At 75.1% G+C, this 26,212-nt stretch carries 15 protein-coding genes and 1 pseudogene; 7 read left to right on the plus strand and 9 right to left on the minus strand.

Annotated features, from left to right (window positions below; translation table 11 throughout):
* Position 1: 1 nt before the first annotated feature.
* Positions 2–2,593 carry a putative bifunctional diguanylate cyclase/phosphodiesterase gene (locus ACI78V_RS02275; protein ID WP_456848501.1) on the minus strand — a complete coding sequence of 864 codons (2,592 nt, stop codon included), beginning with the start codon at positions 2,591–2,593 and terminating at the stop codon, positions 2–4.
* Positions 2,594–2,814: 221 nt separating this feature from the next.
* Between ACI78V_RS02275 and fdh the strand changes: the two are divergent.
* From fdh to ACI78V_RS02295, 4 genes and pseudogenes are all read left to right on the plus strand, one after another.
* Positions 2,815–6,105 (plus strand): annotated as a pseudogene (fdh, locus tag ACI78V_RS02280) (formate dehydrogenase).
* 46 nt (positions 6,106–6,151) lie between these two features.
* The gene (locus ACI78V_RS02285; RefSeq protein WP_456848503.1) at positions 6,152–7,222 is read left to right on the plus strand and encodes a 4Fe-4S dicluster domain-containing protein; all 1,071 of its coding nucleotides are present in this window, start codon (positions 6,152–6,154) and stop codon (positions 7,220–7,222) included.
* On the plus strand, positions 7,219–8,253 hold the full coding sequence (nrfD, locus tag ACI78V_RS02290; protein WP_456848505.1) for an NrfD/PsrC family molybdoenzyme membrane anchor subunit: 1,035 nt from the start codon (positions 7,219–7,221) through the stop codon (positions 8,251–8,253). Before ACI78V_RS02285 ends, nrfD begins: the two co-directional genes overlap by 4 nt.
* 37 nt (positions 8,254–8,290) lie before the next feature.
* Positions 8,291–8,494 (plus strand): hypothetical protein, encoded by a 204-nt coding sequence (locus ACI78V_RS02295; RefSeq protein WP_456848506.1) that lies wholly within the window; start codon positions 8,291–8,293, stop codon positions 8,492–8,494.
* Here ACI78V_RS02295 and ACI78V_RS02300 read toward each other — a convergent pair.
* Positions 8,487–8,993 (minus strand): hypothetical protein, encoded by a 507-nt coding sequence (locus tag ACI78V_RS02300; RefSeq protein ID WP_456848508.1) that lies wholly within the window; start codon positions 8,991–8,993, stop codon positions 8,487–8,489. The two genes, ACI78V_RS02295 and ACI78V_RS02300, sit on opposite strands and share 8 nt — an antisense overlap.
* A gap of 315 nt (positions 8,994–9,308) precedes the next feature.
* On the opposite strand from ACI78V_RS02300, the gene ACI78V_RS02305 reads away from it, so the two are divergent.
* Positions 9,309–9,833, plus strand: coding sequence for a hypothetical protein (locus ACI78V_RS02305; RefSeq protein ID WP_456848510.1), 525 nt, complete (start codon positions 9,309–9,311; stop codon positions 9,831–9,833).
* 281 nt (positions 9,834–10,114) lie between these two features.
* The gene (locus ACI78V_RS02310; RefSeq protein WP_456848512.1) at positions 10,115–11,209 is read left to right on the plus strand and encodes an NAD-dependent epimerase/dehydratase family protein; all 1,095 of its coding nucleotides are present in this window, start codon (positions 10,115–10,117) and stop codon (positions 11,207–11,209) included.
* Positions 11,210–11,260: 51 nt separating this feature from the next.
* On the opposite strand, the gene ACI78V_RS02315 is transcribed toward ACI78V_RS02310, so the two are convergent.
* From ACI78V_RS02315 to ACI78V_RS02335, 5 genes are all read right to left on the minus strand, one after another.
* Positions 11,261–12,226 (minus strand): WecB/TagA/CpsF family glycosyltransferase, encoded by a 966-nt coding sequence (locus ACI78V_RS02315; protein WP_456848514.1) that lies wholly within the window; start codon positions 12,224–12,226, stop codon positions 11,261–11,263.
* Positions 12,202–17,952 (minus strand): pectinesterase family protein, encoded by a 5,751-nt coding sequence (locus tag ACI78V_RS02320; RefSeq protein WP_456848516.1) that lies wholly within the window; start codon positions 17,950–17,952, stop codon positions 12,202–12,204. The genes ACI78V_RS02315 and ACI78V_RS02320 overlap by 25 nt, the downstream gene beginning before the upstream one ends.
* Positions 17,953–18,231: 279 nt before the next feature.
* Positions 18,232–19,479, minus strand: a complete 1,248-nt coding sequence (locus ACI78V_RS02325; RefSeq protein WP_456848518.1) for a hypothetical protein — start codon at positions 19,477–19,479, stop codon at positions 18,232–18,234.
* A gap of 1 nt (position 19,480) precedes the next feature.
* The gene (locus ACI78V_RS02330) at positions 19,481–20,719 is read right to left on the minus strand and encodes an O-antigen ligase family protein (RefSeq protein ID WP_456848519.1); all 1,239 of its coding nucleotides are present in this window, start codon (positions 20,717–20,719) and stop codon (positions 19,481–19,483) included.
* 71 nt (positions 20,720–20,790) lie between these two features.
* Complete coding sequence (locus tag ACI78V_RS02335; protein WP_456848521.1) at positions 20,791–21,684, minus strand: glycosyltransferase family 2 protein; 894 nt, start codon at positions 21,682–21,684, stop codon at positions 20,791–20,793.
* Between the two features lie 148 nt (positions 21,685–21,832).
* On the opposite strand from ACI78V_RS02335, the gene ACI78V_RS02340 reads away from it, so the two are divergent.
* On the plus strand, positions 21,833–23,083 hold the full coding sequence (locus ACI78V_RS02340; RefSeq protein ID WP_456848523.1) for a Wzz/FepE/Etk N-terminal domain-containing protein: 1,251 nt from the start codon (positions 21,833–21,835) through the stop codon (positions 23,081–23,083).
* A 5-nt stretch (positions 23,084–23,088) separates the two neighbouring features.
* Here ACI78V_RS02340 and ACI78V_RS02345 read toward each other — a convergent pair whose 3' ends face one another.
* Both ACI78V_RS02345 and ACI78V_RS02350 read right to left on the minus strand, forming a co-directional pair.
* Positions 23,089–24,234: a glycoside hydrolase family 26 protein gene (locus ACI78V_RS02345; RefSeq protein WP_456848525.1), complete on the minus strand. Its 1,146-nt coding sequence runs from the start codon at positions 24,232–24,234 to the stop codon at positions 23,089–23,091.
* Positions 24,231–26,150, minus strand: coding sequence for a glycosyltransferase (locus tag ACI78V_RS02350; protein ID WP_456848527.1), 1,920 nt, complete (start codon positions 26,148–26,150; stop codon positions 24,231–24,233). Before ACI78V_RS02350 ends, ACI78V_RS02345 begins: the two co-directional genes overlap by 4 nt.
* Positions 26,151–26,212: the final 62 nt, after the last annotated feature.

Consider the following 26,212-nt stretch of genomic DNA (forward strand, 5'->3'; position numbering starts at 1 on the left):
GTCAGCGGTCGACGGTCAGCGGGAGGCCGGTCGGCAGGGGGCCGGCCGCCAGCCGGTCGGCCTCGAGCGGGCGGGAGAGCGCGAAGCCCTGCAGGTAGCGGTGGCCCATGTCGCGCAGCAGCGCGGCCTCGGCGTCGCTCTCCACGCCCTCGACCACGACCGGCAGGCCGATGCTGGCGCCCAGGTGCAGCACGGCCCGGCACAGCGCCTGCCGCTGCTGGTCGTGCTCGACGTCGGCGAGGAACTGGCGGTCCATCTTGAGGGTGTCGACCGGCAGGCCCACCAGGTACGCCAGCGAGGACCACCCGGTGCCGAAGTCGTCGACCGCGATGCGGATGCCCACCTGCCGCAGCGCCTGGAGCTCCTCCGTCACCGCCTCGTCGTCCAGCAGCATCGACTCGGTCAGCTCGAGGAACAGCCGCCGGGCCGGCAGCCCGCTGGCGTCGAGTGCGGCCAGGACGTCGGCGACGAGGGAACCGCCGTGCAGTTGCCGGGCCGACACGTTGACCGCCACGGCCAGCTCGGGGTCCGGCATCGCGGCGACGGTCGCGCAGGCGCGGGCGAGCACCCACCGGCCCAGCTCCGAGATGAGCGGCGACTCCTCGGCGAGCGGCACGAACTCCGCGGGGGAGACCTCCCCGAAGACGGGGTGCCGCCAGCGCAGCAGCGCCTCGACGCTGACCGTGCGCCGGAGCACCAGGTCGACGACGGGCTGGAACACCAGGCGCAGCTCGCCGCGGTCGAGGGCGCCGGCGAGGTCGGCGCGCAGGGCGTCGCGGCGGTCGCGCTCCTGCCGCACGGCGTCGTCGTACCGGTGCACCCGGCCGCGGCCGGCGGCACGCAGCGCGAGGTCGGCGTGCCGCAGGGCCTCGCCGGGGTCGAGGTCGTCGGGCAGCGCGGCGACGCCCGCGGCGACGGCCAGGTCGGTGCCCGCGGCCGCGACGAGCCGGGCGGCGAGCACCTCGGCGTCGGCCACGCTGCCGGAGGCGACGACGACGAAGTCGCCGTCCTTGGTGCGGGCCAGCCAGTCCTCGGCACGCAGCACCCGCGTCAGCCGGGTGGTGAGCGCACGCAGGGTGCCGGCGGCGTCCTCGGCCGGGAGACCGGTCAGGCCGGGGACGCCGAGCAGGGCCAGTGCCCGCGGGCGCCCCCCGGCCTCGAGCCGCAGCGCGGCCAGCCGCCGGAGCAGCGCCGTCCGGTTGGGCAGCCCGGTGACCGGGTCGGCGAGGCAGAGTTCCACCAGCGCCGGGTCGGCGTCCGCGCCGGGCACGGTGCCGGTCACGTCGCGGCAGTAGAGGACGAGCGCGCCGACGTCGGGGTCGTTGCGCAGGTCGCGCACGGTGGCCTGGATGAGCCGCCAGCCGCCGTCGGCGTGCCGGACCCGCACGGTCCGGACGGCGGAGTCGGGGACCGGGCCGGTCAGGGCGTCGAAGAGGGCCGGGGCGTCGGCGGGGTGGACGACCTCGGCGATGGGCCGGCCGACGGCGGCGTCGGGGTCGCGGCCCAGCAGCTCGCGGAGGGCCCCCGAGGCGAAGCTGACGCGCAGTCCGCCGTCCAGGATCACGACGGGGTCGGCGCTGCTGCGCACGAGCGTCCGGAAGCAGGACTCGCTGCGCAGCAGGGCGCCGGTGAGTCGCCGCTGGGTCCGCCACATCACGGTCTGGTGTGCCAGCACGGCGCCGAGCCCGGTGATGCCGAGCACCGTGCCGTGGTGGTCGCGCGCCTCGGCCACCGACGTCTGCAGGAGCAGCATGGAGCCCGCGACCAGGGCCATGGCGTGCGGCAGGAGGGCGCTCGCGGCCCCGGTCGCGCGCTCCCGTGGTTCGCAACCCGTCGTGCCCCCTCGCCGGACGTCGGCCCGGCAGGCCAGGCACAGCACGACGAGCGCCAGCACGGTGGCCGGCCGCACCCCCGCCATCAGGACCTCCGACGACGTGCCCCAGGCGAGCACCCGGAGGACGCCGGCGCCGGCCGTCAGCCCGTGGGAGGTCAGCAGGAGGGCGGCGACCCGCGAGCGTCCCGGCGCGGTCGTACCGGCGAAGACCAGGGCGGCCGCGGTGCTCGACGCCAGCACCACCGGGACGACCGTGACGGCGAGACCGAGCAGCCCCGCGTCCCCGTGCCCGGGGACCAGGTGCAGGACCACGTGCAGGGCCAGGAGGGCCGCGACGAAGAACAACGTCGACGTGGTGACCAGCCGGGTCCGGTCGGTCGCCCGGCACCGGTGGTCGCGCAGCCGGACCAGGGCGACGATCGTGAGCAGGTTGCCGGGCAGGACGCCGAGCACCGAGCTCGCCGGCTGCCCGGTGACGGCCTCGACCAGGATCCCCCCCGCGACGCAGAGGCCCGTGGCACCCGCGTACCAGCGCCAACCGGACGGGGCGGCACTGTCCCCGGCGCGCAGGAGGAGGTACAGGCAGCCGGAGACGGCCGCGGCCAGCCCCGAGGACTGCTCCAGGACCGACGGCCCCGTCAGCGACGTGATGACGGCGACCACGGCGAGTGCTCCCACCAGCGGCAGGCCGGCGCGGCCGCGCAGCGGCCGGGACGCCGGGGCGGCGGCCGGTCCGGGGAGGACGCGTGCGGAGGTCACGGTGCTGTCATCGGGCGCGTCCGGGCGGCGCTGGAGGCGCGTGTGCGGGCGGCTCACCCGGAAGGGGCGGGCGCCCGTGCCCGGGGTGGGCCCGCTGCCGACGAGGTCCTCGCGCACCGGTGCCTCCTCGACGGGAGGCGGGGGCGGGGACGGCGCGGTGACCAGGCACGCGAGGCGGCTCCGACGGGCCGGATCACCTCCGGGGTGGCAGAGTCACGGTCGTGAAGACCTGGCTAGACGCGTGGCCGGTGTTCCGGCAGCTGACCGGCCCGGACCCGCTCGGACGTGGCAGGGCTGCCCGCAGCAAGGCGACCGAGAACGTGGTGAGCCGCACGGCCACCGCCGACCGCGTCGTGCAGAGCGTGTGCCCGTACTGCGCGGTCGGCTGCGGGCAGCGGATCTACGTGCAGGACGAGCAGATCGTCCAGATCGAGGGCGACCCCGACTCGCCGATCAGCCGCGGCCGGCTGTGCCCGAAGGGCAGCGCGAGCAAGCAGCTGGTCACGAGCCCGACCCGGGTCACCACGGTCAAGTACCGCCGTCCGTACGGGACGGAGTGGGAGGACCTCGACCTGGACACGGCGATGGAGATGATCGCCGACCGGGTGCTGGAGGCCCGCCGCAAGGGCTGGCAGGACGAGCACGACGGCAAGCGCGTCAACCGCACCATGGGAGTAGCGAGCCTCGGAGGGGCGACCCTCGACAACGAGGAGAACTACCTCATGAAGAAGCTCTACAGCGCCCTGGGCGCGATCCAGATCGAGAACCAGGCCCGCATATAGCACTCCGCCACGGTCCCCGGTCTGGGGACCTCGTTCGGACGTGGCGGCGCCACCAACACCCTGGAAGACCTCGCGAACTCCGACTGCATCGTCATCGAGGGTTCGAACATGGCCGAGTGCCACCCGGTGGGCTTCCAGTGGGTGACCGAGGCCAAGGCGCGCGGGGCCAAGGTCGTGCACATCGACCCGCGCTTCACGCGGACCAGCGCGATCGCCGACCTGCACGTGCCGCTGCGCGTCGGCACCGACATCGCGTTCCTCGGCGGCCTGATCAGGTACGTGCTCGACAACGAGCTGTACTTCAAGGAGTACGTCGTCGCCTACACCAACGCCGCGGCGCTGGTGGGCGAGGAGTTCGTCGACGCCGAGGACCTCGACGGCATCTTCTCCGGCTTCGACCCGGCGAACGGCACCTACGACGAGGCCAGCTGGCAGTACGAGCCGGAGGAGCCGCCGCACGCCTCCTCCGACGACCCGGCGGAGGCCGCGGAGCAGGAGGCCACCGAGCAGCACCCGGACGTCAAGCACGCCGACCGGGCGCAGGCGGCCGGCAGCGGGGGGCCGCCGATCGCCGCCAAGCCGAAGCGCGACGAGACGCTGCAGCACCCGCGCACGGTGTTCCAGATCCTCAGGCGGCACTTCGACCGCTACACCCCGGAGATGGTCTCGGAGGTCTGCGGCGTCGAGCCGGAGGTCTTCCTCCAGGTCGCCCGGTGGGTCACCGAGAACAGCAACCGCGAGCGGACGACGGCGTGGGTGTACTCGGTGGGCTGGACGCAGCACAGCGTCGGTGCGCAGTACATCCGCACCTGCTCGATCCTGCAGACGCTGCTGGGCAACATCGGCCGTCCCGGCGGCGGGATCCTGGCGCTGCGCGGGCACGCCAGCATCCAGGGCTCGACCGACGTCCCGACGCTGTTCAACCTGCTCCCGGGCTACCTGCCCATGCCGCACGCGCTGCAGCACCAGACGCTGGACGAGTACTGCGCCGACGCCGCCGGCAAGGCCGGGTTCTGGGGGAACAAGCGCACCTACATGGTCAACCTGCTCAAGGCCTGGTGGGGTGACGCGGCGACGGCGGAGAACGACTACGCCTTCGACCACCTCCCGAAGATCGACGGCGACCACAGCTCCTACCGGACGATCGCCGACATGATCGAGGGGAAGGTCTCGGGCTACTTCCTGGTCGGGGAGAACCCGACGGTCGGGCACCCGAACGGGCGGATGAACCGGTTCGGGCTGGCCAACCTCGACTGGCTGGTCGTCCGCGACCTGCAGCTGATCGAGTCGGCGACCTTCTGGAAGGAGTCCCCGGAGATCGAGACCGGGGAGCTGTCCCCCGAGTCGATCGCCACCGAGGTGTTCTTCGTGCCCGCGGCCTCGCACGCGGAGAAGGAGGGGACCTTCACCCAGACCCAGCGGCTGCTCCAGTGGCGCCACAAGGCGGTGGACCCGCCGGGCGACGCGAAGAGCGACCTGTGGTTCTACTTCCACCTCGGCCGCATCCTCCGGGAGCGGCTGGCGGACTCCACCGACCCGCGGGACCGCCCGCTGCTCGACCTCACCTGGGACTACCCGACGCACGGCCCCGACCAGGAGCCGAGCGCCGACGCCGTTCTGCGGGAGATCAACGGCACCGGCCCGGACGGGCGCGCCGTCTCCGGGTACATGGACCTGCAGGACGACGGCTCGACGTCCTGCGGTTGCTGGATCTACTCCGGCGTCTACGCCGACGAGGTGAACCAGGCCGCCCGCCGCAAGCCCGGCCGCGAGCAGGGCCCGGTGGCCTCCGAGTGGGGCTGGGCCTGGCCGTACAACCGGCGGATCCTCTACAACCGCGCCTCGGCCGACCCGGACGGCAAGCCGTGGAGCGAGCGCAAGAAGTACGTGTACTGGGACGAGCAGGCCGGTCGCTGGACCGGCGCGGACAACCCGGACTTCGAGGCGACCAAGCGCCCGGACTACGTGCCGCCCGACGGCGCGCGGGCGCAGGACGCGATCGCCGGGACCGACCCGTTCGTCATGCAGGGCGACGGCAAGGCGTGGCTGTTCGCGCCCGCGGGGCTGGTCGACGGCCCGCTGCCGACGCACTACGAGCCGGCGGAGTCCGTCGTCGAGAACGCCCTGTACAAGCAGCAGGCCAACCCGACGGTCGAGCGCATCCCGGGTCCGTGGAACCGGGAGAACCCGCCGCTGAGCGAGGTCTTCCCGTTCCAGGTGACCACCTACCGGCTCACCGAGCACCACACCGCCGGCGGGATGAGCCGCACGCTGCCCTACCTCGCCGAGCTGCAACCGGAGTTCTTCGTCGAGGTGAGCCCGGAGCTCGCCGAGCTGCGCGGGCTGCGCAACGGGGAGTACGCCACGCTGGTCAGCGCGCGGACGGCGATCGAGGCGAAGGTGCTGGTCACCGAGCGGGTGCGGCCGATCCGGCTGCGGGACGGCCAGGTCGTGCACCAGATCGGGATGCCCTACCACTGGTCCTACAGCGGCATCTCGACCGGCGACACCGCCAACGACCTGCTGGGCATCGTGCTCGACCCCAACACGCACATCCAGGAGGACAAGGTCAGCACCGCCGACATCCGGCCCGGACGACGCCCCCGCGGTCCGGAGCTCGTCGAGTTCGTGGAGGGGTACCGGCGGCGGGCCGGGGTGGAGTCTGGGCGCGTGGGCCTCAACGGCCGGGACCCGGTCGCGGCCGAGGCCGGCGAGGGGTCGACGCTGTGACTCTGCACGGCACCGGATCGGTCAGCGGAGGACAGAGGAGGCCGGCGTGACCTCGATCAGCTCGGCGAGTCCGGCCTTCACCGGGCGGGACCCGGAGAACCGGCTGTACGGGCCGCTGCCCGACGTCCAGGCGGAGGCCGGCTACGACGCCGACCACCCGGCGCGGGTCGGCTTCTTCACCGACACCTCGGTGTGCATCGGCTGCAAGGCCTGCGAGGTGGCGTGCAAGGAGTGGAACCTCCTGCCGATGGACGACTCGCACGGCACGCGGGACGTCATCGGGCTGTCCGGGATGTCCTACGACAACACCGGGCAGCTCGGCGCCAACAGCTGGCGGCACGTGGCCTTCATCGAGCAGGTGCGCACCGTCGACCTGCCGATGCCGACCTTCGGCCGGCCGGGGGACACGCGGCAGGACGCGGGTCGCTCGGTCACCGACGGGCCGAACGACGAGAGCCTGGCGACGGCGCAGCAGTCGAGCGTCCTGAACGCCGAGGCGCTCTCCGAGTTCGACCCGCAGACCGGGCAGAGCGGCACCGACAAGCAGATCCGCTGGCTGATGAGCTCCGACGTGTGCAAGCACTGCACGCACGCCGGGTGCCTGGACGTCTGCCCGACCGGCGCGCTGTTCCGCACCGAGTTCGGCACGGTCGTCGTCCAGGGTGACATCTGCAACGGCTGCGGCTACTGCGTGGCCTCCTGCCCCTACGGCGTGATCAACCAGCGCAAGGACGACGGCCGGGTGTTCAAGTGCACCCTGTGCTACGACCGGCTGACCGACGGGCTGCAGCCGGCCTGCGCCTCGGCCTGCCCCACCCAGTCGATCCAGTTCGGCAACCTCGACGAGCTGCAGGCCCGGGCCGACGCGCGGCTGGCCACGCTCAAGGCGCAGGGCGTGGAGACCGCCCGGCTCTACGGGCGCGACGAGGACGACGGCGTCGGCGGCAACGGTGCGTTCTTCCTGCTGCTCGACGAGCCGGAGGTCTACGGGCTGCCGCCGGACCCGATCGTCACCACCCGGGACCTCCCGGCGATGTGGCGGGCCGCCGGGGCCGCCGCGGCGATGATCGTCGGCGTGGCGCTGTCGGCCGTCCTCGGCTCGAGGAGGCCCCGATGAGCGACGAGGCCGCCACGCCGGGTGCGGGCTGGCGCCGGGCCGGGGGCTCGGACGTCACGGCGACCGGCAAGCGACGTCGTCGTCGGGGCGGCGGCCGCCCGGGCGGCGAGGTGCCGATGGTCGAGGAGGCCGAGTTCTCCTCGTACTACGGACGGCAGATCGTCAAGACACCGGTGTGGAAGAGCCCCGACGTCCCGCTGTACCTCTTCCTCGGCGGTGCTGCCGGGTCCTCGTCGATCCTCGGCGCGATCGCCGACCTCACCGACCGCCCGCAGCTGACCCGCGTGACCCGGCTGGTCTCGGGCGGCGGGGCGATCGCATCGGTGGTCTTCCTGATCCACGACCTCGGCCGGCCCGAGCGGTTCCTGCACATGCTCCGGGTGCTCAAGCCGACGTCGCCACTGTCGGTCGGCACCTACATCCTCTCGCCGTTCAGCGCCGCGGCCGGGGCGACGGCGGCCGTCGAGCTGCTCGGCTGGTTCCCGCGGCTCAAGCGGTTCGGCGGCGCGGTGGCGGCGGTGTTCGGCGGGCCGCTGGCCTCCTACACCGGGGTGCTGCTGGCCAACACCGCCGTCCCGTCCTGGCACGCGGCGCACACCCAGTTGCCCTACCTCTTCGGGGCCTCCGGGATGGCCGCCGGCGGTGGGATCGCCATGGCGCTGAGCCCCGTCGCCGAGGCCGGCCCGGCCCGCAAGATGGCCGTCGCCGGGGCCGTGGTCGAGCTGGCCGTGACGCACCGGGTGGAGAACGACCACGGGATCGTCAGCGAGCCCTACCACGAGGGGCGGCCCGGGGCCCTGATGCGGGCGGCGAAGGCATGCACCGCGGCCGGGGCGGCGCTGACCGTCGTCGCGGGACGCCGGCGGCTGGGCGCCGTGGCCTCGGGCGTGCTGCTGGCGGCGGGGTCGCTGCTGACCCGGTTCGGGGTGTTCGAGGCGGGCATCGCCAGCACGAAAGACCCCAAGTACATCGTGGTGCCGCAGCGGGAGCGGATCAGGGCACGCGAGGACGCGGGCACGATCACCCGCTGAGCGCGTCCGGCGGGGACTCCCGGGCCGAAGGGCGGGTGTGTTCGTCCTCGTCCTCGCGGTACCGGCGCTGCTGGTCGTGGTGCTGGGCTACGTCGTCGGCCATGGGCTGTGGACGGCGGTCGGCGGCCCGGCGCCCGAGGTCGTCGGCTGGGTGACCGGGCTCGTGCTGCTCGGCGTCGTCTCCTGGGCGGCACTGCGCCGCGCGCGCCGGCGCCGGTCGCGGGACCGACGGATCAGCTGACGCAGACCGCTCCGGTGCCGGCGGCGGTCGCCGCGGCGAGTCCGGCACGGGCCCGGCGGAGGACGTCCTCGGCGGGGACGCCGGCCTCGAGGACCGTGACGCCGGCGCAGACACCGAGCCCCGTGGTGGCCAGGGCGCTGACCGCACGGACGACGCGCGCGGCGGCGGTCATGGCTCCCCCGAGGCCCCCGCCGAGCAGGAGGGCGAACTCGTCGGGGCCGGAGCGGCCCAGCCAGTCGTCCCCACGCACCGAGCGGGCCACGGTCGCGGTGGCGGTGGCCCGGGACGTCGCGGCGGCGGGCCCCGTGTCGTCGCCGCGGAGCAGCCCGATGACGATCAGGGCGCCGGGGACCTCCGTGGCGGCGGCCAGGCGCTCGGTCAGGTGGGCGAGGACGGAGTCCGGACCGGGCAGGAGGCTCGTGACGTCGTCCTGCGGCGGGGCGCCGACCGGCGAGACGGCGCGCGTCAGGTCGTAGACCGTGTCCATGTCGAAGGACATCGGCAGGGTGTCCCCGGAGCTGAACGGATCCGCGGCACGTCCACCCGGACGGGCGAACGCCGGGAGGCCGCCGGTCGGAACCGGCGTGCCGGCGGGTGGCCGGGAGTCGGCGCGTCGCTCGCGGCGACAGGGGCGCGTGGCCGGTGTCCCTGGGAGCGTGGAGGCGTCGCCACCCGGACGGATGAGTGCGGCGAGGTCACGACTCGGTCGCGCCCGGGAACGGAACCGCGTCGTTCCGCGAGCGTCGCCCCTACGCTGAGTGTCGGAGGCACGACGGCGTCGTACGGCGCCGGCACGGGGGCAACGGGGGAGCAGGTGGCAGTCGAGGACGACGTCGCCGCCGTGGCGTTCACGGTGGAGACGCAACTGGGGCCGGCGGAGATCCGCGCGGCCGGGCGGCGGGCCGCCGAGGCCGGGCGCCGGTACCTGCGGACGACGATCAGCGAGACCCGGGCCACCGGGTCGCTGGTCCGCTACGTGGCCCAGGGGCCGGGCGGGTTCGAACGGCAGATGGCCCTGCAGGTGGCGTGGGAGGAGATCGGCGGTGGCCGCCGCCGGGTGCACCTCACCGTCGGCGACCACCTGGTCGAGCGCAGCCGGGTGCTGGGCGTCCCGGTCGGGCGGGCGAGCGTGCCGGCGCTGGAGTCCGCCCGCCGGTTCGCCGCCGCGCTGCGGGTCGAGCTGGCCGGGCCCGGATCTGCCCGCACCCGGCGCCCGGATGCACCCGGGGCCCCGGCCGCGGTCCCGGCGGGTGCCGCGCGGGTCGGCGGCGACGACGTCGCGCGCCCGCCGCGGCCGCGGTCATCGGGGGATGATCGCGCCCGCGCGATCGGTCCCTGACGCACGGTCACGCGCAACGGGCCGGGGTCGTGCAGCGGCGCCCACCACGCCTACGCCCGGTGAGGCCACGCCGTAGCCGGGCCCAACGTCCCTGCTCAGATCGCGTGTCGCCTCCCTAACGTCTCCAGGACGGACGGGAGCGTTCCGGATCATGCGCGGGCGGAAGCCCCCAGTTGCCGCGGCGACGTCAGGAGGAGCAGCGTGCTCGTCTACTCCGGCGCCGCCCGAGCGTGCGGCTCCCGGTCCTCCGCGGCGTCGTCGTCGGTGTCCCCGCTCTGAGCGTGGCCGGCACGAGCGCGTCACCCGCCGTGGTCAACACCGTCCAGGAGTGGTTCGCGGTCGGCGACGTCCCCCCGGGCGTCGACCTGACCGGCACGCCGGTGCTGGTCACCGGTGGCACGGGGTTCCTCGGCGCGTACGTCGTCCCCCGGCTGGTGGGGGCCGGCTGCCGGGTCACTGTCGTCGGGTCGGACGCCGGCTGGCGGGAACCACTCCGGCAGTTGATCCGCGACGGCGTCGTCCGGCTCATCCCGGAGGGCGAGTGGTGGCGGCCGGCGGCGGCACGGCGCCTCGCCCGCCGCGCGGCGGGGACCGAGCACCTGGTGCACCTGGCGTACGCGCCTCCAGCGCCGGGGACGGGGACGCCGACGGCCCGTGCGCGCCACGAGGCGGTGGTGAACGAGGCCGGGACCCTGGAGCTGCTCGCGGCGCTGGGTGACCGGCTCGGGCACGTCGTCCTGGGCAGCACGGTGGGGGTGTACGGGCACGACCCGGGCGGGCCGGTGGACGAGTGCCTGCGGCCGACGCCGGACGACGCCTACGGGGCGGCCAAGCTGGCGGTGGAGGACCTGCTGCGGGTGGTGGCCGGCGAGGGTGGGCCGGCTGCCACGGTGCTGCGGTTCACGACGCTGTACGGGGCGGGGGAGACGGTGCCGCGGTCGGTGCCGGCGTTCGTCCGTGCCGGGCTGGCCGGGTTGCCGGCGACCATCGCGGGGGACGGGCTGGAGCGTCGCGACTACCTGCACGTGAGCGACGCCGCCCAGGTCGTGGTGCGGGCGGTGGCCCGCCCGCCGGGCGTCTCCGGCGGAACGGTGTTCCGGCTGGTCAACGCCGGCAGCGGCACCGTCGAGCGGACGGTGGCGCTTGCCCACCGGGTGTGCCGGGCCGTCGCGGCGCAGGTCGGGGCGGAGCCGCCGGGCCCGCAGCACGTCGAGGGCCCGTCCGCCGCCGACCTGGTGTGCCGCACCGACCGGGTGCGCCAGGAGCTGGGTTTCCGACCGCTGGTGACCCTGGAGCAGGGGCTGGCCGAGGAGGTCGCCTGGTTCGCCAGCCACGACGAGTGGTGGCGGTCCCTGCGTACCGGGACCGCGGTCTGACACCGGCGGACCGCTCGAGTGCGGCCCGCCGGTGTCGGCCAGGGAACGGCGTCAGGAGGACGACGCCTGCCGCACCGCACCGCGCTGCCGGTCGGGCAGCGCGAAGTAGCGCAGCCGGCGGAAGCCCTCCGCGCCCTCGACGGCGGTGCGCAGCCGGGCGGCGGCGCGGACCGCGGTGACCGCGTCGACGGTGTAGCGACGCCACAGCCGGCGCGGCTCGCGGGCGAGCCGGACCAGCCAGTTGAGCTTCAGCGGGTAGGCCCACTTCGGGTAGTAGCCCTCCTGCTGTACCTGGTCCAGGAAGCCCCCGCAGGTGACGGCCAGCCCGGTCGGCAGCCTGCGGGCGACCTCGCAGACGAACTCGTCCTGCAGCGGGGCGCCGAGCCCGGCCAGCACGACCGTCGGGCGGTGCCGGGCCAGCCAGCGGTCGAGCTCCCGGCCCCGGGGCAGGCCCTCGAAGCCGTCGCGCACGGCCACGATCCGTCCACCCGGTGGCAGCAGCCGCGCGATCGCCCGGCGCACGCCGGGCAACGCCGCCGGGGTGCCCCCGACGATCGCCACGCGGGGGGCGCGCAGCCGGCCCAGCAGCGCCGGCAGGACCAGGTCGGCGCTGGTCCGCGGCGCCGTCCGGCCCAGGATGCGGCGCAGCAGGAGCCCGTCGACGCCGATGTAGGTGAGCTCGTCGAGCACCTCGGGCGTCCGGCGGAGCACCACCTGGGCGCTGTGGTGGTTCAGCCAGGAGACGCTGACGCAGGCCCCACCCTGGTCGTGCAGCGCCGCGAGGTGCTCCGCGACCAGGGTGGCCGCGACGTCGCTCGGCGCACCGGCCGCGGCCGGCTCCCGGGCCCCGTCGGGCAGGGGTGGGCGGCCGGCCCCGAGGGCGGGCAGGTCGACGACCCGCCCGCCCGCCGGGGTCTCGCGGGTCGGCCGGTCGGCCCGGGAGCCGGGACCGGTCGCGGCGCCACCGACGACGGCGAGGTGCAGCGGGCGCATCAGACCGGCCGCTTCGTCGGCCACACGACCTCGCTGTCGGCCACCTCGGCGTCCAGCCGCTGGTAGTAGTCCCCGGCCGGCAGGACGCCCTGCTGCGCCATGGCCGTGGCCACGGTCCGGGCCAGCTCGACCGCCCCACGCGCCTGGAAGTGCGTGTCGTCGACCTCGCCGTCCGGGTAGTTCGCGTACTCGCCCGGCGCCAGGTGCATGAAGTGGTCGAGCGTCCCCTCGGGGCCCAGCTCGTTCCAGCGGTCGGTGCTGAGCGCGGTGAGGTCGATCAGCGCGACGTCCTCCTCGGCCGCCAGGGCCCGCATCGCGGCCGGGTACTCGCCGTGCGTGGTCTTGGCCACCCCGTTGGCGTCGAACCGTCGCCGCTCCACCGGCGTCACGAGCACCGGGATGGCTCCCCGGTCGCGGGCACCGTCGATGTAGAGCTGCAGGTGGTCCTGGTAGGTGGTGTACGGGTCGGTGGCGCGGGCCGGGTCATCGCTCTTCTGGTCGTTGTGACCGAAGGAGATGAGCAGGTGGTCGCCGGGCTGGATCTCCGCGAGGATGCGGTCGAGCAGGCCCAGGTCGTAGAAGCTCTTCGAGCTCGCGCCCGACTTGGCGTAGTCCACGACCGTCGCGTTCCCGGTCATGAACAGCGGGAGGGCCTGACCCCAGCCGGCCCGCGGTGCCTCGTTGGTCTGGTAGACCGACGCGGTCGAGTCGCCGGCGACGAAGACGCGCAGCGGCCGGGTCTCGGTGGAGGCCTCGGTCACCGTCCCGCGCACCGTGGCGGCGTCGGACCCGTTGCCCACGAGGTCCACCGCGGTCACCCGGTAGGAGGCGGTGGTGCCCACGGGCACCGTCCGGTCGACGTAGGAGGAGTCCGCGATCGGCGTCGCCGTCAGCCGCGCGTAGCTGCCGGAGGTGCCGAGCGAGCGGTGGACGAGGTACCCGGCGAGGTCCTCCTCCCGGCTGTCGGTCCAGTCGAGGGCCAGCGTGCCCGGTCCCGCCGTGGCCGACAGGCCGGCCGGAGCCGCCGGGGCGGTGGTGTCCGAGGGCGGCGGCGGCTGTTCCCCGGTCGGGTTCCACCCGTCGCTGCCGGCCAGGTAGGTCCACTTGGTGTACAGCTCGGCCTGGGCGGCGGTCAGCTGCGGGCGGTCGTCGTCGACACCCGCGCCGGGCCCGGTGTTCCGGTACTCGGCGAACCGGGCGTCCCGCCAGGAGAACCCGCCCATGTCCGTCCAGGGCGTGGACCTGACCGCCGCGGGCAGCACCGTGTCGCGGACGACGACCTGCGCGATGGCGTCGGCGTCCCCGCTGGGCTGCCACGGCCGCCCGAGGGAGACCGTGCCGGCCGGGGCGTCGCTGGCCACCGTGCTGTCGGTGACCAGCAGCCCGTACTGCAGGCTCCGGTCGATGCTCGAGGCGGTCAGGTAGCCGTTGTTCGAGCTGCTGCCGCGGGTCGAGGCGAACAGCGTGCTCCGGTCGAACACCGCGGTGCCGCGACCGAAGACGAAGTCCACGTCACCCTCGACGTAGCTGTCCACGAAGTACGAGCGGGCAGCCGTGCCGACCGCCGGTGAGTCCACCATCAGGGTGTCCTGGTCGCCGAGCACCCGGACGTTGTCGAACACCAGCCGGTCGCCGGTGGTCTTCAGGGCGACTGCCTGCTCGCTGCTGTAGGTGGACGCCGCCTCGTCGAAGGCGTTCTGGATCGTCAGGTCGCGCACGGTGACGTCGCGGCCCTTGACCAGCACGCTGGCGCTGCCCGACGTCCCCCAGGTGCCGGAGCCGTCCGGCTTGGGGGTGCCCGAGGCGTCGTCGTAGGTGAGGACGACGTCCCGGGCGTCGCCGGTGGTCCCGACCAGCGTGACGTGGTTCGTGGAGACCGTCAGCTTCTCCCGGTAGGTGCCGGGTGCGACCGCGATGACCACCGGGTCGGCGGGGGTGCCGGAGCCCGCGGCGGCCAGTGCCGCCGCGACCGTCGTGTACCGACCGGACCCGTCCTGCGCGACGAGGACGTCGTGCGCCGGCAGGACCACCCCGGTCGGGGTGACCGAGACCGGCGCGGACGCCGACGACTCGTTGCCGGCGGTGTCCACCGCGGTGACCACGTAGACGTACTCGGTGCCGGCGGCGGCCGACCCGTCGGTGAAGGTCGTGCCGCCCACCAGGGTGTCGTTGACCTTGGTGGCCGCGGTGACGGCGACCGGCGTGCTGGTCGACCGGTACACGTTGTGGCCGGCGAGGTCGGCATCGGTGCCCGCCGTCCAGGTGAGGGTCGCCGACCCGTCCCCGGGCGCCGCGGTCAGGCCGGCCGGGGCCGCCGGGGCGACGGTGTCGGTGACCGGCTCGGTCTCGCCGGTGGGGTTCCAGCCGTCGGACCCGGCCAGGTGGTCCCACTTCGTGTGGTCCGCGGCCTGGGCGGGCGTCAGCTGAGGGCGGTTGGCGTTGACCGTCGCGCCCGGGCCGGTGTTCTGGAACTCCGCGAACCGCCCGTCGGTCCACAGGTTCGGCGACATGTCCGCCCACGGCTGGGGAGTGCGGATCGCCGCCGGCAGCTCGGTGTTGCGGACGACGACCTGACCGCGGCTGTTGTAGACGGCGCCGTTCTTGGTGTACCCGTCGGCCCACCCGCGCCACGGCCGGCCCAGCGAGAAGGTGCCCTCCGGGGCGTCGCTGGTGATCGTGCTGTCGGTGATGAGGATGCCGTGGGTGAACCGGTCGGCGGTGCTGGCCGCGGTGACGTACCCGTTGTTCGAGCTGCTGCCGCGGGAGAGGGCGTGGATGGTGCTGCGGTCGAACACCGCGGCACCGCGACCGAAGATGAAGTCGACGTCGCCCTCGACGTAGCTGTCGACGAAGTACGACCGGGACACGACGTCGGCGTCGGGCGAGTTGACCAGGAGGGTGTCCTGGTTGCCCCGCAGCCGGACGTTGCTGGCCACCAGCCGGTCGCCGGTGGTGTGCAGCGCGACCGCCTGCTCTCCGCCGGCGAGTGCGACCGCGGCCTCGTCGAAGGAGTTTTCGATCGTGAGGTCGCGCAGCGTCACGTCCTTGCCGGAGAGCCGGAACGTCTGGCTGTTGCCCGTGCCGTAGGTCGCGCCGGTCGCCGGGTTGGTGGTGCCCGCGGCGTTGTCGTAGGTGATCACGACGTCGGTGGCGACCCCCGTGGTGCCGATCAGCGTGACGTGGTCCTTCGTCAGGCTGACCAGCTCCCGGTAGGTCCCCGGCGCCACCGCGATGACCACCGGGTCGCCCGCCGTGCCGGCCGGGGTCGCGGCGAGCGCGGCCTGGACGCTGGTGAAGTCGCCGGAGCCGTCCTGTGCGACGAGGACGTCGTGCGGCGGGAGGACCGCGCCGGTCGGCGTGCCCGAGGCGGTCGTGGAGGCGACGGACTCGTTGCCGGCCCGGTCGACGGCGGTGACCACGTAGGTGTACGCGGTGCCGCTGACGACGGCGCGGTCGCTGTAGGAGGTCGCGGCCACCGGCTCGGCGGTGAGCCGGTCGGCCTCGGTGAGCTCGATGCTCGAGCCGGTGGCGCGGTAGACCCGGTAGCCGGCCAGGTCGGCGTCGGTACCCGCCGTCCAGGACAGCTCGACGACGCCGTCGCCCGCGGTGGCGGCCAGACCGGCCGGGGCGGCGGGGGCGGTGGTGTCCACCGGCTCGGTCGGCAGCGGCTGCCCGACCGGGGTCCAGCCGTCGTTGCCGGCGAGGTACGCGGCCTTGGTGTACCGCGCGGCCTGCTCGTCGGTCAGCTGCGGCCGGTTGGCGTTGACCGTCGCGCCGGGCCCGGTGTTGCCGTACTCCCAGAACCGGGCGCCGGTCCACGGGGTGGTGGCGTTCCAGTCCTTCCACGGCTGGGCGGCGTCGATGCCGGCGTCCAGCTCGGTCTCCCGCACCGTCACCTGCGCCTGCGAGGTGGCGTGCGCCGGGTACGGGCGGCCCAGGTGGATGCCGGTGCCGTCGGTGTCGATCGTGCTTCCGGTGATGAGGAACCCGTACGGGTGCGCGGCGTCGACCGCGGAGTCGGTGAGGCTGGCGCCCGGCTGGTCCAGCACGTGGAAGGTGCTGTTCTCGAACACCGCCACGGCCCGGCCCAGGACGGCGTCCTGACCGCCCTCGACGAACGCGTTCGTGAAGTACAGCCGGGTGAACGTCGAGGTGTTCGCCGTCTGCAGCTGCAGGGTCTGCTTGTTGCCGAGGAAGCGGACGTTGTCGAAGACGTCCTTGTCGCCGGAGTTGACCCTGAGCGCCGTGGCCTGGGCGCCGTTCACGCCGGTGCCGTTGGTGTTGGACACCGTGAGGTTGCGCAGGGCCCACTCGTGCCCGGAGAGGCTGATGGTCGGCAGGGTCGCGCTGGCGGTGGTGAGCACCGTGTCGGCCGGGTCGGTGGTCGCCCCGAGCAGGGTGACGCCGTAGCGGTTGCCGGAGACGACCGCGCCCGGGTACGTGCCCGGCTCGATCAGGACGACCTTGGGGTCGGCCCGGTTGTCGGAGCCGTTGGGCACCAGGTCGATGCCGGCCTGCACGGTGGTGGCGTCGCCGGAGCCGTCGGCGGCGACGACGACGTCGACCTCGACCGGGGTCGTGGTGACCGGTGCCGACGCGGCGGAGGCGTTGCCCGCGGTGTCGACCGCGGTGACGCTGTACGTGTAGGTGGTGCCGGTGGTGACCGTGTCGTCGGTGAACGCGGTCCCCGTGACCGGGTCCTCGCCGCTGACGACGACGGGCTGCGCGCCGGCCGCCGTCCGCGTCACGCGGTACCCGGCGACGTCGGCGTCCGCGGGCGCCGTCCAGGAGACGGTCACCTCGTCGCGGCCGAGCGTCGCGGTCGGGTCGGCCGGGGCACCCGGGGCCACGGTGTCGATCGGGTCGGTCGGGGTGCCGGCGCCGGCCGTCGGCCGCGCGGTGAGCGGCTGGTCGCCGGTGCCGCCCCACCAGGTGGTGGGCTGCCCGTCGACGAACCACTGCCCGGTGGTGGGCCGGAAGGCGGCGATGTCGGCGGTGCCGTCGCCGTCGTAGTCGGCGGGGACGGGGACGTCGCCCTGACCACCCCAGTACGTGCTGGGGCCGTCCTGGACGAACCACTGCCCGGTGGTGGGCCGGAAGACGGCGATGTCGGCGGTGCCGTCGCCGTCGTAGTCGGCGGGGACGGGGACGTCGCCCTGACCACCCCAGTACGTGCTGGGGCCATCCTGGACGAACCACTGCCCGGTGGTGGGCCGGAAGACGGCGATGTCGGCGGTGCCGTCGCCGTCGTAGTCGGCGGGGACGGGGACGTCGCCCTGACCACCCCAGTACGTGCTGGGGCCGTCCTGGACGAACCACTGCCCGGTGGCCGGCCGGAAGACGGCGATGTCGGCGGTGCCGTCGCCGTCGTGGTCGGCGGGGACGGGGACGTCGCCCTGACCACCCCAGTACGTGCTGGGGCCGTCCTGGACGAACCACTGCCCGGTGGTGGGCCGGAAGACCGAGACGTCGGCGGTGCCGTCGCCGTCGTAGTCGGCGGAGACGTTGACGTCGCCGGCGCCGCCCCAGGAGGGCGAGTCCGTGCCGTTGATGTGGAAGCGGCCCTCGGTGTCGCGGAAGACGCCGATGTCGGAGGCGCCGTCCCCGTCGAAGTCCGCTGCGGCCGCCCCCGCGGCAGCCGCAGCGGACGGGACGGCGAGGCTCATCGACCCGAGGAACAGGGCCGACAGGACCAGGGGCGCGACGGCTCGGCGAGCGAGCGGGCGCGCAGGGGCCAGGGGTGGGGACACGTGGTCTCGTCTCTCGTCGCTGGTGGCAGCCCAGGTGCGGTCGCCGTCGACCGGGCGCGTGCACGGTCGGAGCACAGGGGCTCCCCCGTGGGAGTGGGTGCGCGGTGCCTGGGGCGGGCCTGACGCTAGGTAGCTGTCGTCGCGGGCGGCAACGGCGTCACCTCACCGGATCAGGTGATAGCCGCATCACAGGGTGGGGATCCCCTGACGGTGTGTGATCGACCGGGGACCATCCGGAACAGCCGTGCCGTTCCACGGCCCGGGCCTGTGGCGGCCGTCTCAGGCCGGGGAGGATGGGGTGCGCAGACCCCGCAGGTAGGCCTGCCACCAGATCGCCAGCGCGGTCGCGCCGGCCAGCGCGTACCCGACCGCGACGCCGGGGGCCGCGGCGAGGACGGCGCCGCCCCAGGCGAAGGCGAGCACGGCGGGCGCCGAGCACAGCTGGGCCCGCAGGCTGCGGGCGGAGTCGGCGATGCTGTGCAACCCGGTCGCGGCGCCGGACTGGACGGCCACGGTCACCAGCCACACGCCCAGCCACGGGACCAGTTCCCGCGCGGCCGGCCACGCCTCGCCGAGCAGCGCCCGCATGAGGTCGTCCGGGGCGAGCAGCAGCGCGGCGGTCCACGCGAGGGCGATCGCGGTGAGGGCGGCGGCGACGGTGGCCGACCAGCGCAGCAGCGCCGCTCGACCGCGGGGCCGCAGCTCGATGCCGCGCAGGGTGGCGACGGTGTAGGCGCCCTGGAACAGCACGTTGACCGGGCTGAGCGCGGTCAGGGCGAGCCGGAGCAGGCCGGTGAGGGCCAGGCCGAACTGCGCGGCCAGCGCGTAGACCAGCAGCTGGTAGCTGCCGTAGCCGGTGAGGAACTCCAGGCTGTAGCGCCGGATCAGCTGTCCGTGGGCGCGCAGGAAGGCCCGCCCGGCGGGCAGCGAGGGGCGGGCGGTGTCCAGCACGAGCCCGGCAGCGAGGGCGAGGACGCCGGCGGCGCCCCAGGCGAGCACCAGCGAGGCGGCGGTCAGCCAGCCGGTGAGCGCCAGGGCGGCGAGGGCGGGCACCAGCAGCACCAGCCAGGCGGCGTCCAGGACGGTGGCCGCTCCGGGGCGGCCCTGGCCGAGGAAGCAGTAGCGCCAGGCGTCCTGGACCAGGAGGCCGGGCAGCAGCACGCCGAGCGCCACGAGAGCGGTGCCGGTCCCGCCGCCGACCAGCAGCCCGGCGCCGACGCTGAGGACGGCGGCGAGGCCCCCGCCCGCCGCGGCCAGCCCCGTCGAGGCGCTGGTGAGCGACGGCCACCGCTCGGCGGGGGAGCCTGCGTGCCGCACCAGCAGCGTCTCGCCGCAGGCGGCGCGGACGATCCCGAGCATGATCAGGTAGGTCGCCATGGCCACCGCGAAGGCGCCCAGGGCGCGGGGGGTCAGCGCCCGGGCCGCGGCGATGGAGACGGCGAAGTTGGTGGCGCTGGACAGGGCCTGGTCGGTGAGCGTCAGCAACTGCCGGCCGCGCACCTCCCGGGACGTCGTGCTCTCGACCACGTCAGCCGGTCCGCGCCGGGAGGAGCGGCGCATCGGCCGGGCGTCCGGCGCGCAGGCCGGCGAGGGCCAGGGCCAGGGCGAGCGGCACGAAGTGGCCGACGTCGAGGTCCTCGGCGATCGACCACACGGCGGTGAACACGACCAGCGCCAGCGCCGTCCCGTCGCGGTCGCGCCAGGCGCGCAGGCCGGCGGCGGTCAGCGCGGCGAGGAGGAGCGCCGCGGCGAGGAACCCGCCGCGGTAGACCAGGCCCAGGTAGGTGCTGTGGCTGCCCAGGCTGGCGACCAGGCCGGGCACCCGCTCCTTGACGCCGGAGCCGAGGAACGGGGTGGGTGCGGCGGTGATCCGCTCCCAGGTGGTGGCGTAGATGTCGCCGCGGGTCTCGGCCGACCCGGCCCGCGTGGCGTTGAGGTCGCTGACGAGGGAGGCCACCGGCACGAGGGCGAGGACGGCGACCAGCACCGCCACGGCCAGGCAGACGAGGGCGCCGAAGACGGCCGGGCCGGTGCGCCGGCGCAGGGCGACGACGGCGGCCGCGGCGAGCGCCACGAGCAGCGCCAGCACGGTGTTGCGCGAGTAGGCCAGCACCAGCGACGGCACGAGGACGGCGACGCAACCGAGGGTCAGCGCGACGCCGGCCGCTCCGCCGCGCGGCACGTACCGCACCCCGACGAGCAGCAGCAGGATGCCGAGGGCCGCGAGGGCGCCGCTCCAGGTGGGGTTGCCGAGGATGCCGGCGCTGCGCACCACCGGCTGGCCGAAGTAGTCGAGGAAGGCCAGGTGCGTGGTGGTGAACGCCGAGATGCTCGGGTCCTCGGTGAGACCGGCCGGGAGCACGTGGTCCAGCGGGAGCCGCAGGTCCTGGAACCGGGGGTGGGCCAGCCAGGCGAGCAGCGTCAGCACCGCCTGGACCAGCGCGAGGTCGACCAGGCCGCGGCCGATGCCGGCGAGCTCCGCTGTGCCCGGCCGCGCGGCGACGAACAGCGCGACGGTGACCCAGACGGCCAGGTTGAGCAGCGCGCCCAGCACCCGCCCGGCCGAGGGGCCCGACGGCAGCGCCAGCACCAGGCTCAGCAGCAGGAGGACGGCGATGCCGGAGACCAGCAGCGGCGGCCGGTGGTCGCGGCGCAGCCGCAGCAGCAGCCGCACCAGCACCCACGGCCACCAGAGGAAGCCCGCGCCCAGCAGCCACAGCGGCGCGTAGGCGAGGACGACGCGGCGCGACACGGCGGGTGTGGTCATGAGACTCCCTCGCCGGCGCCCGTCGGCCACGTCCGCGGTGCCGTGTCCGTCGGTGGAGCCCCCGCGCTCGCTCACGCGTCCACCTCGGACCAGGCCAGCCGGCTGGTCCACCGCAGCGGGGTCCACCGGCGCAGCGCGAGGCCGAGCCGCTGGGCGTGCGCGTTCGTCGTCCAGCCGTACTTGGCGTGCAGGCGCTTGTGGCTGGCCTCGAACCAGGCGTCGGTGGTGGGCGACCGCGTCCACCGCTCGGTGTGGACCACCGGCGGGTCGGTGCGGACCAGCGCCAGCCGTCGTCCGGACGCCGCGGCGCGGACCGACCAGTCGATGTCCTCGGCGTAGAGCCGGAAGCGGGGGTCGAGCGGGCCGACCTCCGCCCAGGCCGACCGCCGGACGGCGACGCAGGTCCAGGGCAGGTACTCGCCCGGCTCCAGCACCCGGACCCGGGCCGCCGAGGGGACCGCGTTGCGACCGGACCAGCCGCGGGTCCGGCGCATCGCGGCCCGCTGCAGCCGCAGCCACGCGCCCTGCCGGAGCCCGGCGGCGCGGAGGAACTCCACCGGGGGGCGGGGCAGGCGGCCGGCGCTGAAGACCGGACGGCCGTCATCGCCGACCATCAGCGGGCCCACGGCCGCGAGCGAGGGGTCGGCGTGCAGGGCGGCGGCCAGCGACCCGAGGGCCGGCAACCCCAGGTCGAGGTCGAAGTTGAGCACCAGGACGGTGCCGATGCCGGCGTCCTGCAGCAGCGCCTCGACCGCGGCGTCGACGTTGACGGCGAAGCCGGCGGGCCGGTCGTTGACCAGGACCGTGGCCTCCGTGGGCAGGTCGCGGTAGCGGCCGGGGCCCGGGTCGTTGACCAGCAGGACCGTCGGGACGGCGGCCGCGAGGTCCTGCAGCCACCGGGGCAGCGGAGGGTCGCCGTGGAGGACGCAGACCGCGCCGAGGTCATCCCACCGGGTGTCGTCCACTGTCCCTCTCCTGGCTGGTCTCCGCTCGATCCCACTGGCGCGGGGTGTCCCCGTGGCTACGCTGCGTCTCCGGCCCGGCGAGACGGCGGGCACGGTACCGGTGTGCCCGTCGGCTCATCCGGGACGACGCAACTGGGGAAGCACATCCATGACACTGGGGGAACTCGGCCGCGCGCTGCGCCGAGGGTGGTTGATCATCGTGCTCTGCGTGCTCGCCGGTGGCGGGGCCGCCGGGACGTACACGCTGGTGCAGACGCCGCAGTACGTCGCCGAGTCGCAGCTGTTCCTGGGCGCGACCGACGCGTCGGACACGGAGTCCAGCCGGCAGGACACGCTCTACCTGCAGCAGCGCATGCAGTCCTACGCGGCCGTGCTGCGCAGCCCGGCCCTCGGCGACCGGGTCGCCGACGAGCTGGGACTGGAGCTGACCGGGGCCGAGGTGGCCGCCCGGATGACCGTCGAGGTGCCCGCCGAGACGGTGCTGCTCGACGTGTCGGTCCGGGACGCCTCGGCGCAGCGGGCCACGCAGATCGCCAACACCGTCGGCGACGAGTTCGCCCGGCTGCTGGCGGAGCTCGAGGGCACGCAGGCCGCGGCGATCGACGCGGTCGACGTCACCACGGTCCGGCCGGCGCAGGTGCCCGGGGCGCAGGCCTCGCCGGACGTCGTCCTGCTGGTGCTGTCCGGCGTGCTGCTCGGCCTGGTGGTGGGCGTGGGCCTGGCCCTGCTGCGGGCGGCGTCCGACGACAGGGTGGGCGGTGGGGACGACGTCCGCCGGCTCGGCCTGCTGCCGCTGGCCGTGGTGCCCCGCCGGTCGCGCGACGGGGCCGGTCCGACCGGTGCACGGCGGGACGCGCTGCGCCGGGTGCGGATGCACCTGGACGCCGCCGACGCCGGGCAGCGGGTGCTGGCCGTCACCTCCCCGGCGGCGGGCCCCGAGGTCGCCTGCTTCGCGGGCGACCTCGCCGTCGTGCTGGCGGCGTCCGGGCGCCGCGTGGTGCTCGTGGACACGTACGCGCGGGAGGGCACCGGCGCGGGGCTGGCCGAGGTGCTCGGCGGCAGCGCGGACCTGTCGGACGTGCTCCGCCCCGGCGCCGACGAGGTCCAGGTGCTGTCGGCCGGGCAGGCGGAGGTCTCCGACGTCCTCTCGGCCACGAGAGCGCGGGAGGTGCTCGACAAGCTGGCCGCCGGTGCGGACGTCGTGGTCGTGGCGGCTCCACCGCTCGACGGCCCGCCGGACGCCGAGGTGCTGGCGTTGGCCGCCACCGACGTCCTGCTGCTGGTGGCCGACGGCGCTACGCGGGGCCGGGACCTGCAGCGCGCCGTGCGCACCCTCGAGGAGCTGAGGGTCCCGGTGCTCGGGGCGGCGCTGGAGCAGCCGGGGGGACGCCGTCACTGACGCCGTCACCCGCGCTCTCCACAGGTCGGCACGGCGTCGGCCCACAGCGCCCACGCGGGCAGGTCGGACCGGTAGGCGGCGCGGATCGCGGGTGAGGCCGTGGCGCGCCAGTCGACGCGGCCGCCGACCTCGGGCTCGTCCTTGGCCCACTCGAACCAGTTCACCATCGCCAGCCGGGGCAGCCGCTCGGCCAGGGCCGGGTCGTGCACCTGACGCCACCAGGCCCGCTTGACGCTCAGCTCGTCCGGACCGGGCCGGCCGGGCGCGTACAGCGCCGCGGTCTCCGGGATGGCGACCGGCTTGCCGTGTCCCACGCCGTAGGTGCCGTGGAAGTCGGGCACGTGGCGCTCGTCCCCGGCCAGGCCGGTGTACTCCCCGGTCAGCTGGGCGACGAACTTGCCGGCCTCCGGCACCTCGTTCTCCCCCCAGGGGTGGGCGCTGCCCCAGTGGTAGAGCGACATGCCCACCCAGTCGACGGCGTCGTCCCCCGGCCAGTAGGGGGCGTAGGGGTCGTCGAGGCCGCTGACGGCGCCGTCCCCGTCGGTGTCCAGGGCGGGGGAGGAGCCGGCGTAGCGACCGCCGGCGAAGGGGTAGCCGCCGCCGTAGTTGGGGGCCCACATGGTCGCCGAGCCCGGCGCCCCGGCGTGGACGGCGTCGGCGACGCGGCGGAACGCGGCGACGTACTCCTCGGGCTGCTGCCCCCAGGCGTACCAGGAGCCGTTCATCTCGTGGGCGAACCGCACGACCACCGGTACGCCCCGGGCGTTCCAGCCGTCGAGCCGGCCGGCGAGGTCGCGGGCGACGGCGTCGGTGACGGCGGCCAGGCCGCCGTGCGGCTCCAGGGTGAGCAGGAGCATGCCGCCGTCGGCGCGCAGCTGCTCGACCGCGCCGTCCAGGTTGCGCCGGTCGTCGGCGGTGAGCGGGAAGCCGGCGAAGCTGACCGCGACCGCGGGGGCCCGGCCGAGCTGCCCGGCGTGGTCGGCGAGGGTCTGGTCGGCCCAGTCCAGGTTGGTTCCCAGGTAGGCGCCGGAGGCCGGCACGAGGTCGGCGGCCGGCGTCGCGGCACAGACCGACTGCTCCTCGTCGGCCGCCGGATGGCAGCCGCTCAGGGTCAGGACGGCGGCCGCGGCCGCGCCCAGGGCCCGCCTCATGCCGGCTCCAGCATGCCGGCGGCGGTGGGCCGCACGGCGTCCCCGGCGTCGGCGGCCCAGGTGAGCGCGCCGACGCCCATGGCGGTGGCGGAGAGCGCGGCCAGGGCCCGCCAGTCGCGGACGCGGAACTGCAGCCGGTGCCGGTCGTCCTGCACGGAGCGGACGGTGACCTCGAAGATGATCGGCTCCTGCCGGTCGGGCACCCACATGGCGAGCAACGTCTCCGTCCCGGTGGGCAGCGGCTCCCCGGGCACGCGCACCTGGGCGCCACCGAGGGAGACGTCGACCATCTGGCCGGGCAGGCCGTCGAGGGTGGCGGGGAAGGCGATGGGGAAGCGGTGGCCCTCGCGGCGCTCGGTGCCGAACCTCGGGCTGCGGATGCGGGAGATCGCCGTGGCGACGAAGCCGGTGGTGACCAGCAGCCACAGCAGGGGGACCGCGGCGGTGCCGCTGACCGGGTACTCGGTGGGGGTGAGGCCGGCGAGGGAGAGCGCGGCGTAGACGACGGCGGCGACCAGCACCAGGGCGAGGGCGGTGAGCGCCCGCGGCACGCGGGCGCGGGCCCGCTCGTCGCCGGTGCGGCCCTTGGCCGTGACGGTGAAGGTGCCGCTGTCGCGGCGCAGGAGGGAGAGGGTGGCCGAGAGGTTGGACGGCAGCCGCACCATGTCGAACAGCAGCGAGAAGGCGGCGCGGGTGAAGCCCCGGCCGAGCAGCGTGATCGCGACCTGCTGCAGCACGAACGCCGAGCCGGCGAAGAGCACGAACTGCCACGGGTCGGCGGCGACGGGGAACAGCCCGGTGGCGAGGACGGCGACCGGCACCAGCGCCAGCCCGAGGGTGCGCCACGAGTCGAACCAGGCCGACAGGGAGTAGGTGTACCCCAGCCGCTGACCGAGGGTGAGTCCCCGCGCGGTGAGCGGGTTGTCGGTGCGCAGCACCTGCATGGCGCCGGCGCCCCAGCGGCGGCGCTGGGCGTAGAACGCGGCGGGGGTGCCCGCGGCCAGGCCGCTGGCGAGCACCTCGTTGTGGTAGGCCGTCCGCCAGCCGGCGCGGTGCAGCCGCATCGTGGTGTGGAAGTCCTCGGTGAGGGTCTCGGTGGCCACGCCGCCGACCTCGCGCAGCGCCGAGACGCGCAGGACCGCGTTGGTGCCGCACCAGAAGGCGGCACCGGCGTTGTGCTTGCCGGCCTGGATGACCCGGTAGAACAGCGACTCCTCGTGCAGGGCCGAGCCCGGCCGGTGGTGCTCGAAGGAGGCGGTGTTGTAGAAGTCCTGCGGGGTCTGGACCAGCGCCAGCCGCTCGTCGGCGAAGTACGGCACGGTGCGGGTGAGGAAGTCCGGCTCCGGCACGTGGTCGGCGTCGAACACCGCGATCAGCTCGGTGGTCACCAGGCGCAGCGCGGAGTTGAGGTTGCCGGCCTTGGCGTGGTCGTGCACCGGGCGGGTGACGTAGCGGGCGCCGAGCGCGGCGGCCATCTCGGCCACCTCGGGGCGGTTGCCGTCGTCGAGCACCCAGGTCTCGTGGTCGCCGTCCATGGCGAGGACGGCGGCGACGGTGGGTAGCAGCACCTCGAGGCGCTCGTCGTAGGTGGCGACGAGCACGGTGACGCGGGGCTGCTGCCCCGTGGTCGGGGGGGTGCGCAGCCGTTCGCGGGTGGGGTCCACGTTCCACGTCGTGACGACGAACAACACGAGCGCGACGAAGCCGTGCAGCTCGAGGGCGAGGAACGGGACGCCGAGCCAGAGGGCGTCGCCGGCCGGCATGGTCCAGCCGATGCGCCAGACGAGGTAGACCAGGGTGCAGACGACGGCGCCGACGGCGACGGCGTGCAGCAGCGCGCGGCGGGCGGGGCTCTCGGGCGTGGGCAGCGCGCCCCGTGGCCGGGGCCGCCTCCGGACCGGATCGGTCGGGGGCACGGCCCGCGGACCGCCGGCGAGTGCCCGCGGCGCACGGTGACGCCCCCGGCGCATGCTGGACG

The sequence above is a fragment of the Geodermatophilus sp. SYSU D00742 genome, from assembly GCF_054049935.1.

Bases quoted from the DNA above. Each gene is read 5' to 3' on its own strand.
- nrfD (WP_456848505.1), top strand. From the start codon at position 7,219: ATGAGCGACGAGGCCGCCACGCCGGGTGCGGGCTGGCGCCGGGCCGGG.
- ACI78V_RS02345 (WP_456848525.1), bottom strand. From the start codon at position 24,234: ATGAGGCGGGCCCTGGGCGCGGCCGCGGCCGCCGTCCTGACCCTGAGC.
- ACI78V_RS02300 (WP_456848508.1), bottom strand. From the start codon at position 8,993: ATGTCCTTCGACATGGACACGGTCTACGACCTGACGCGCGCCGTCTCG.
- ACI78V_RS02340 (WP_456848523.1), top strand. From the start codon at position 21,833: ATGACACTGGGGGAACTCGGCCGCGCGCTGCGCCGAGGGTGGTTGATC.
- ACI78V_RS02330 (WP_456848519.1), bottom strand. From the start codon at position 20,719: ATGACCACACCCGCCGTGTCGCGCCGCGTCGTCCTCGCCTACGCGCCG.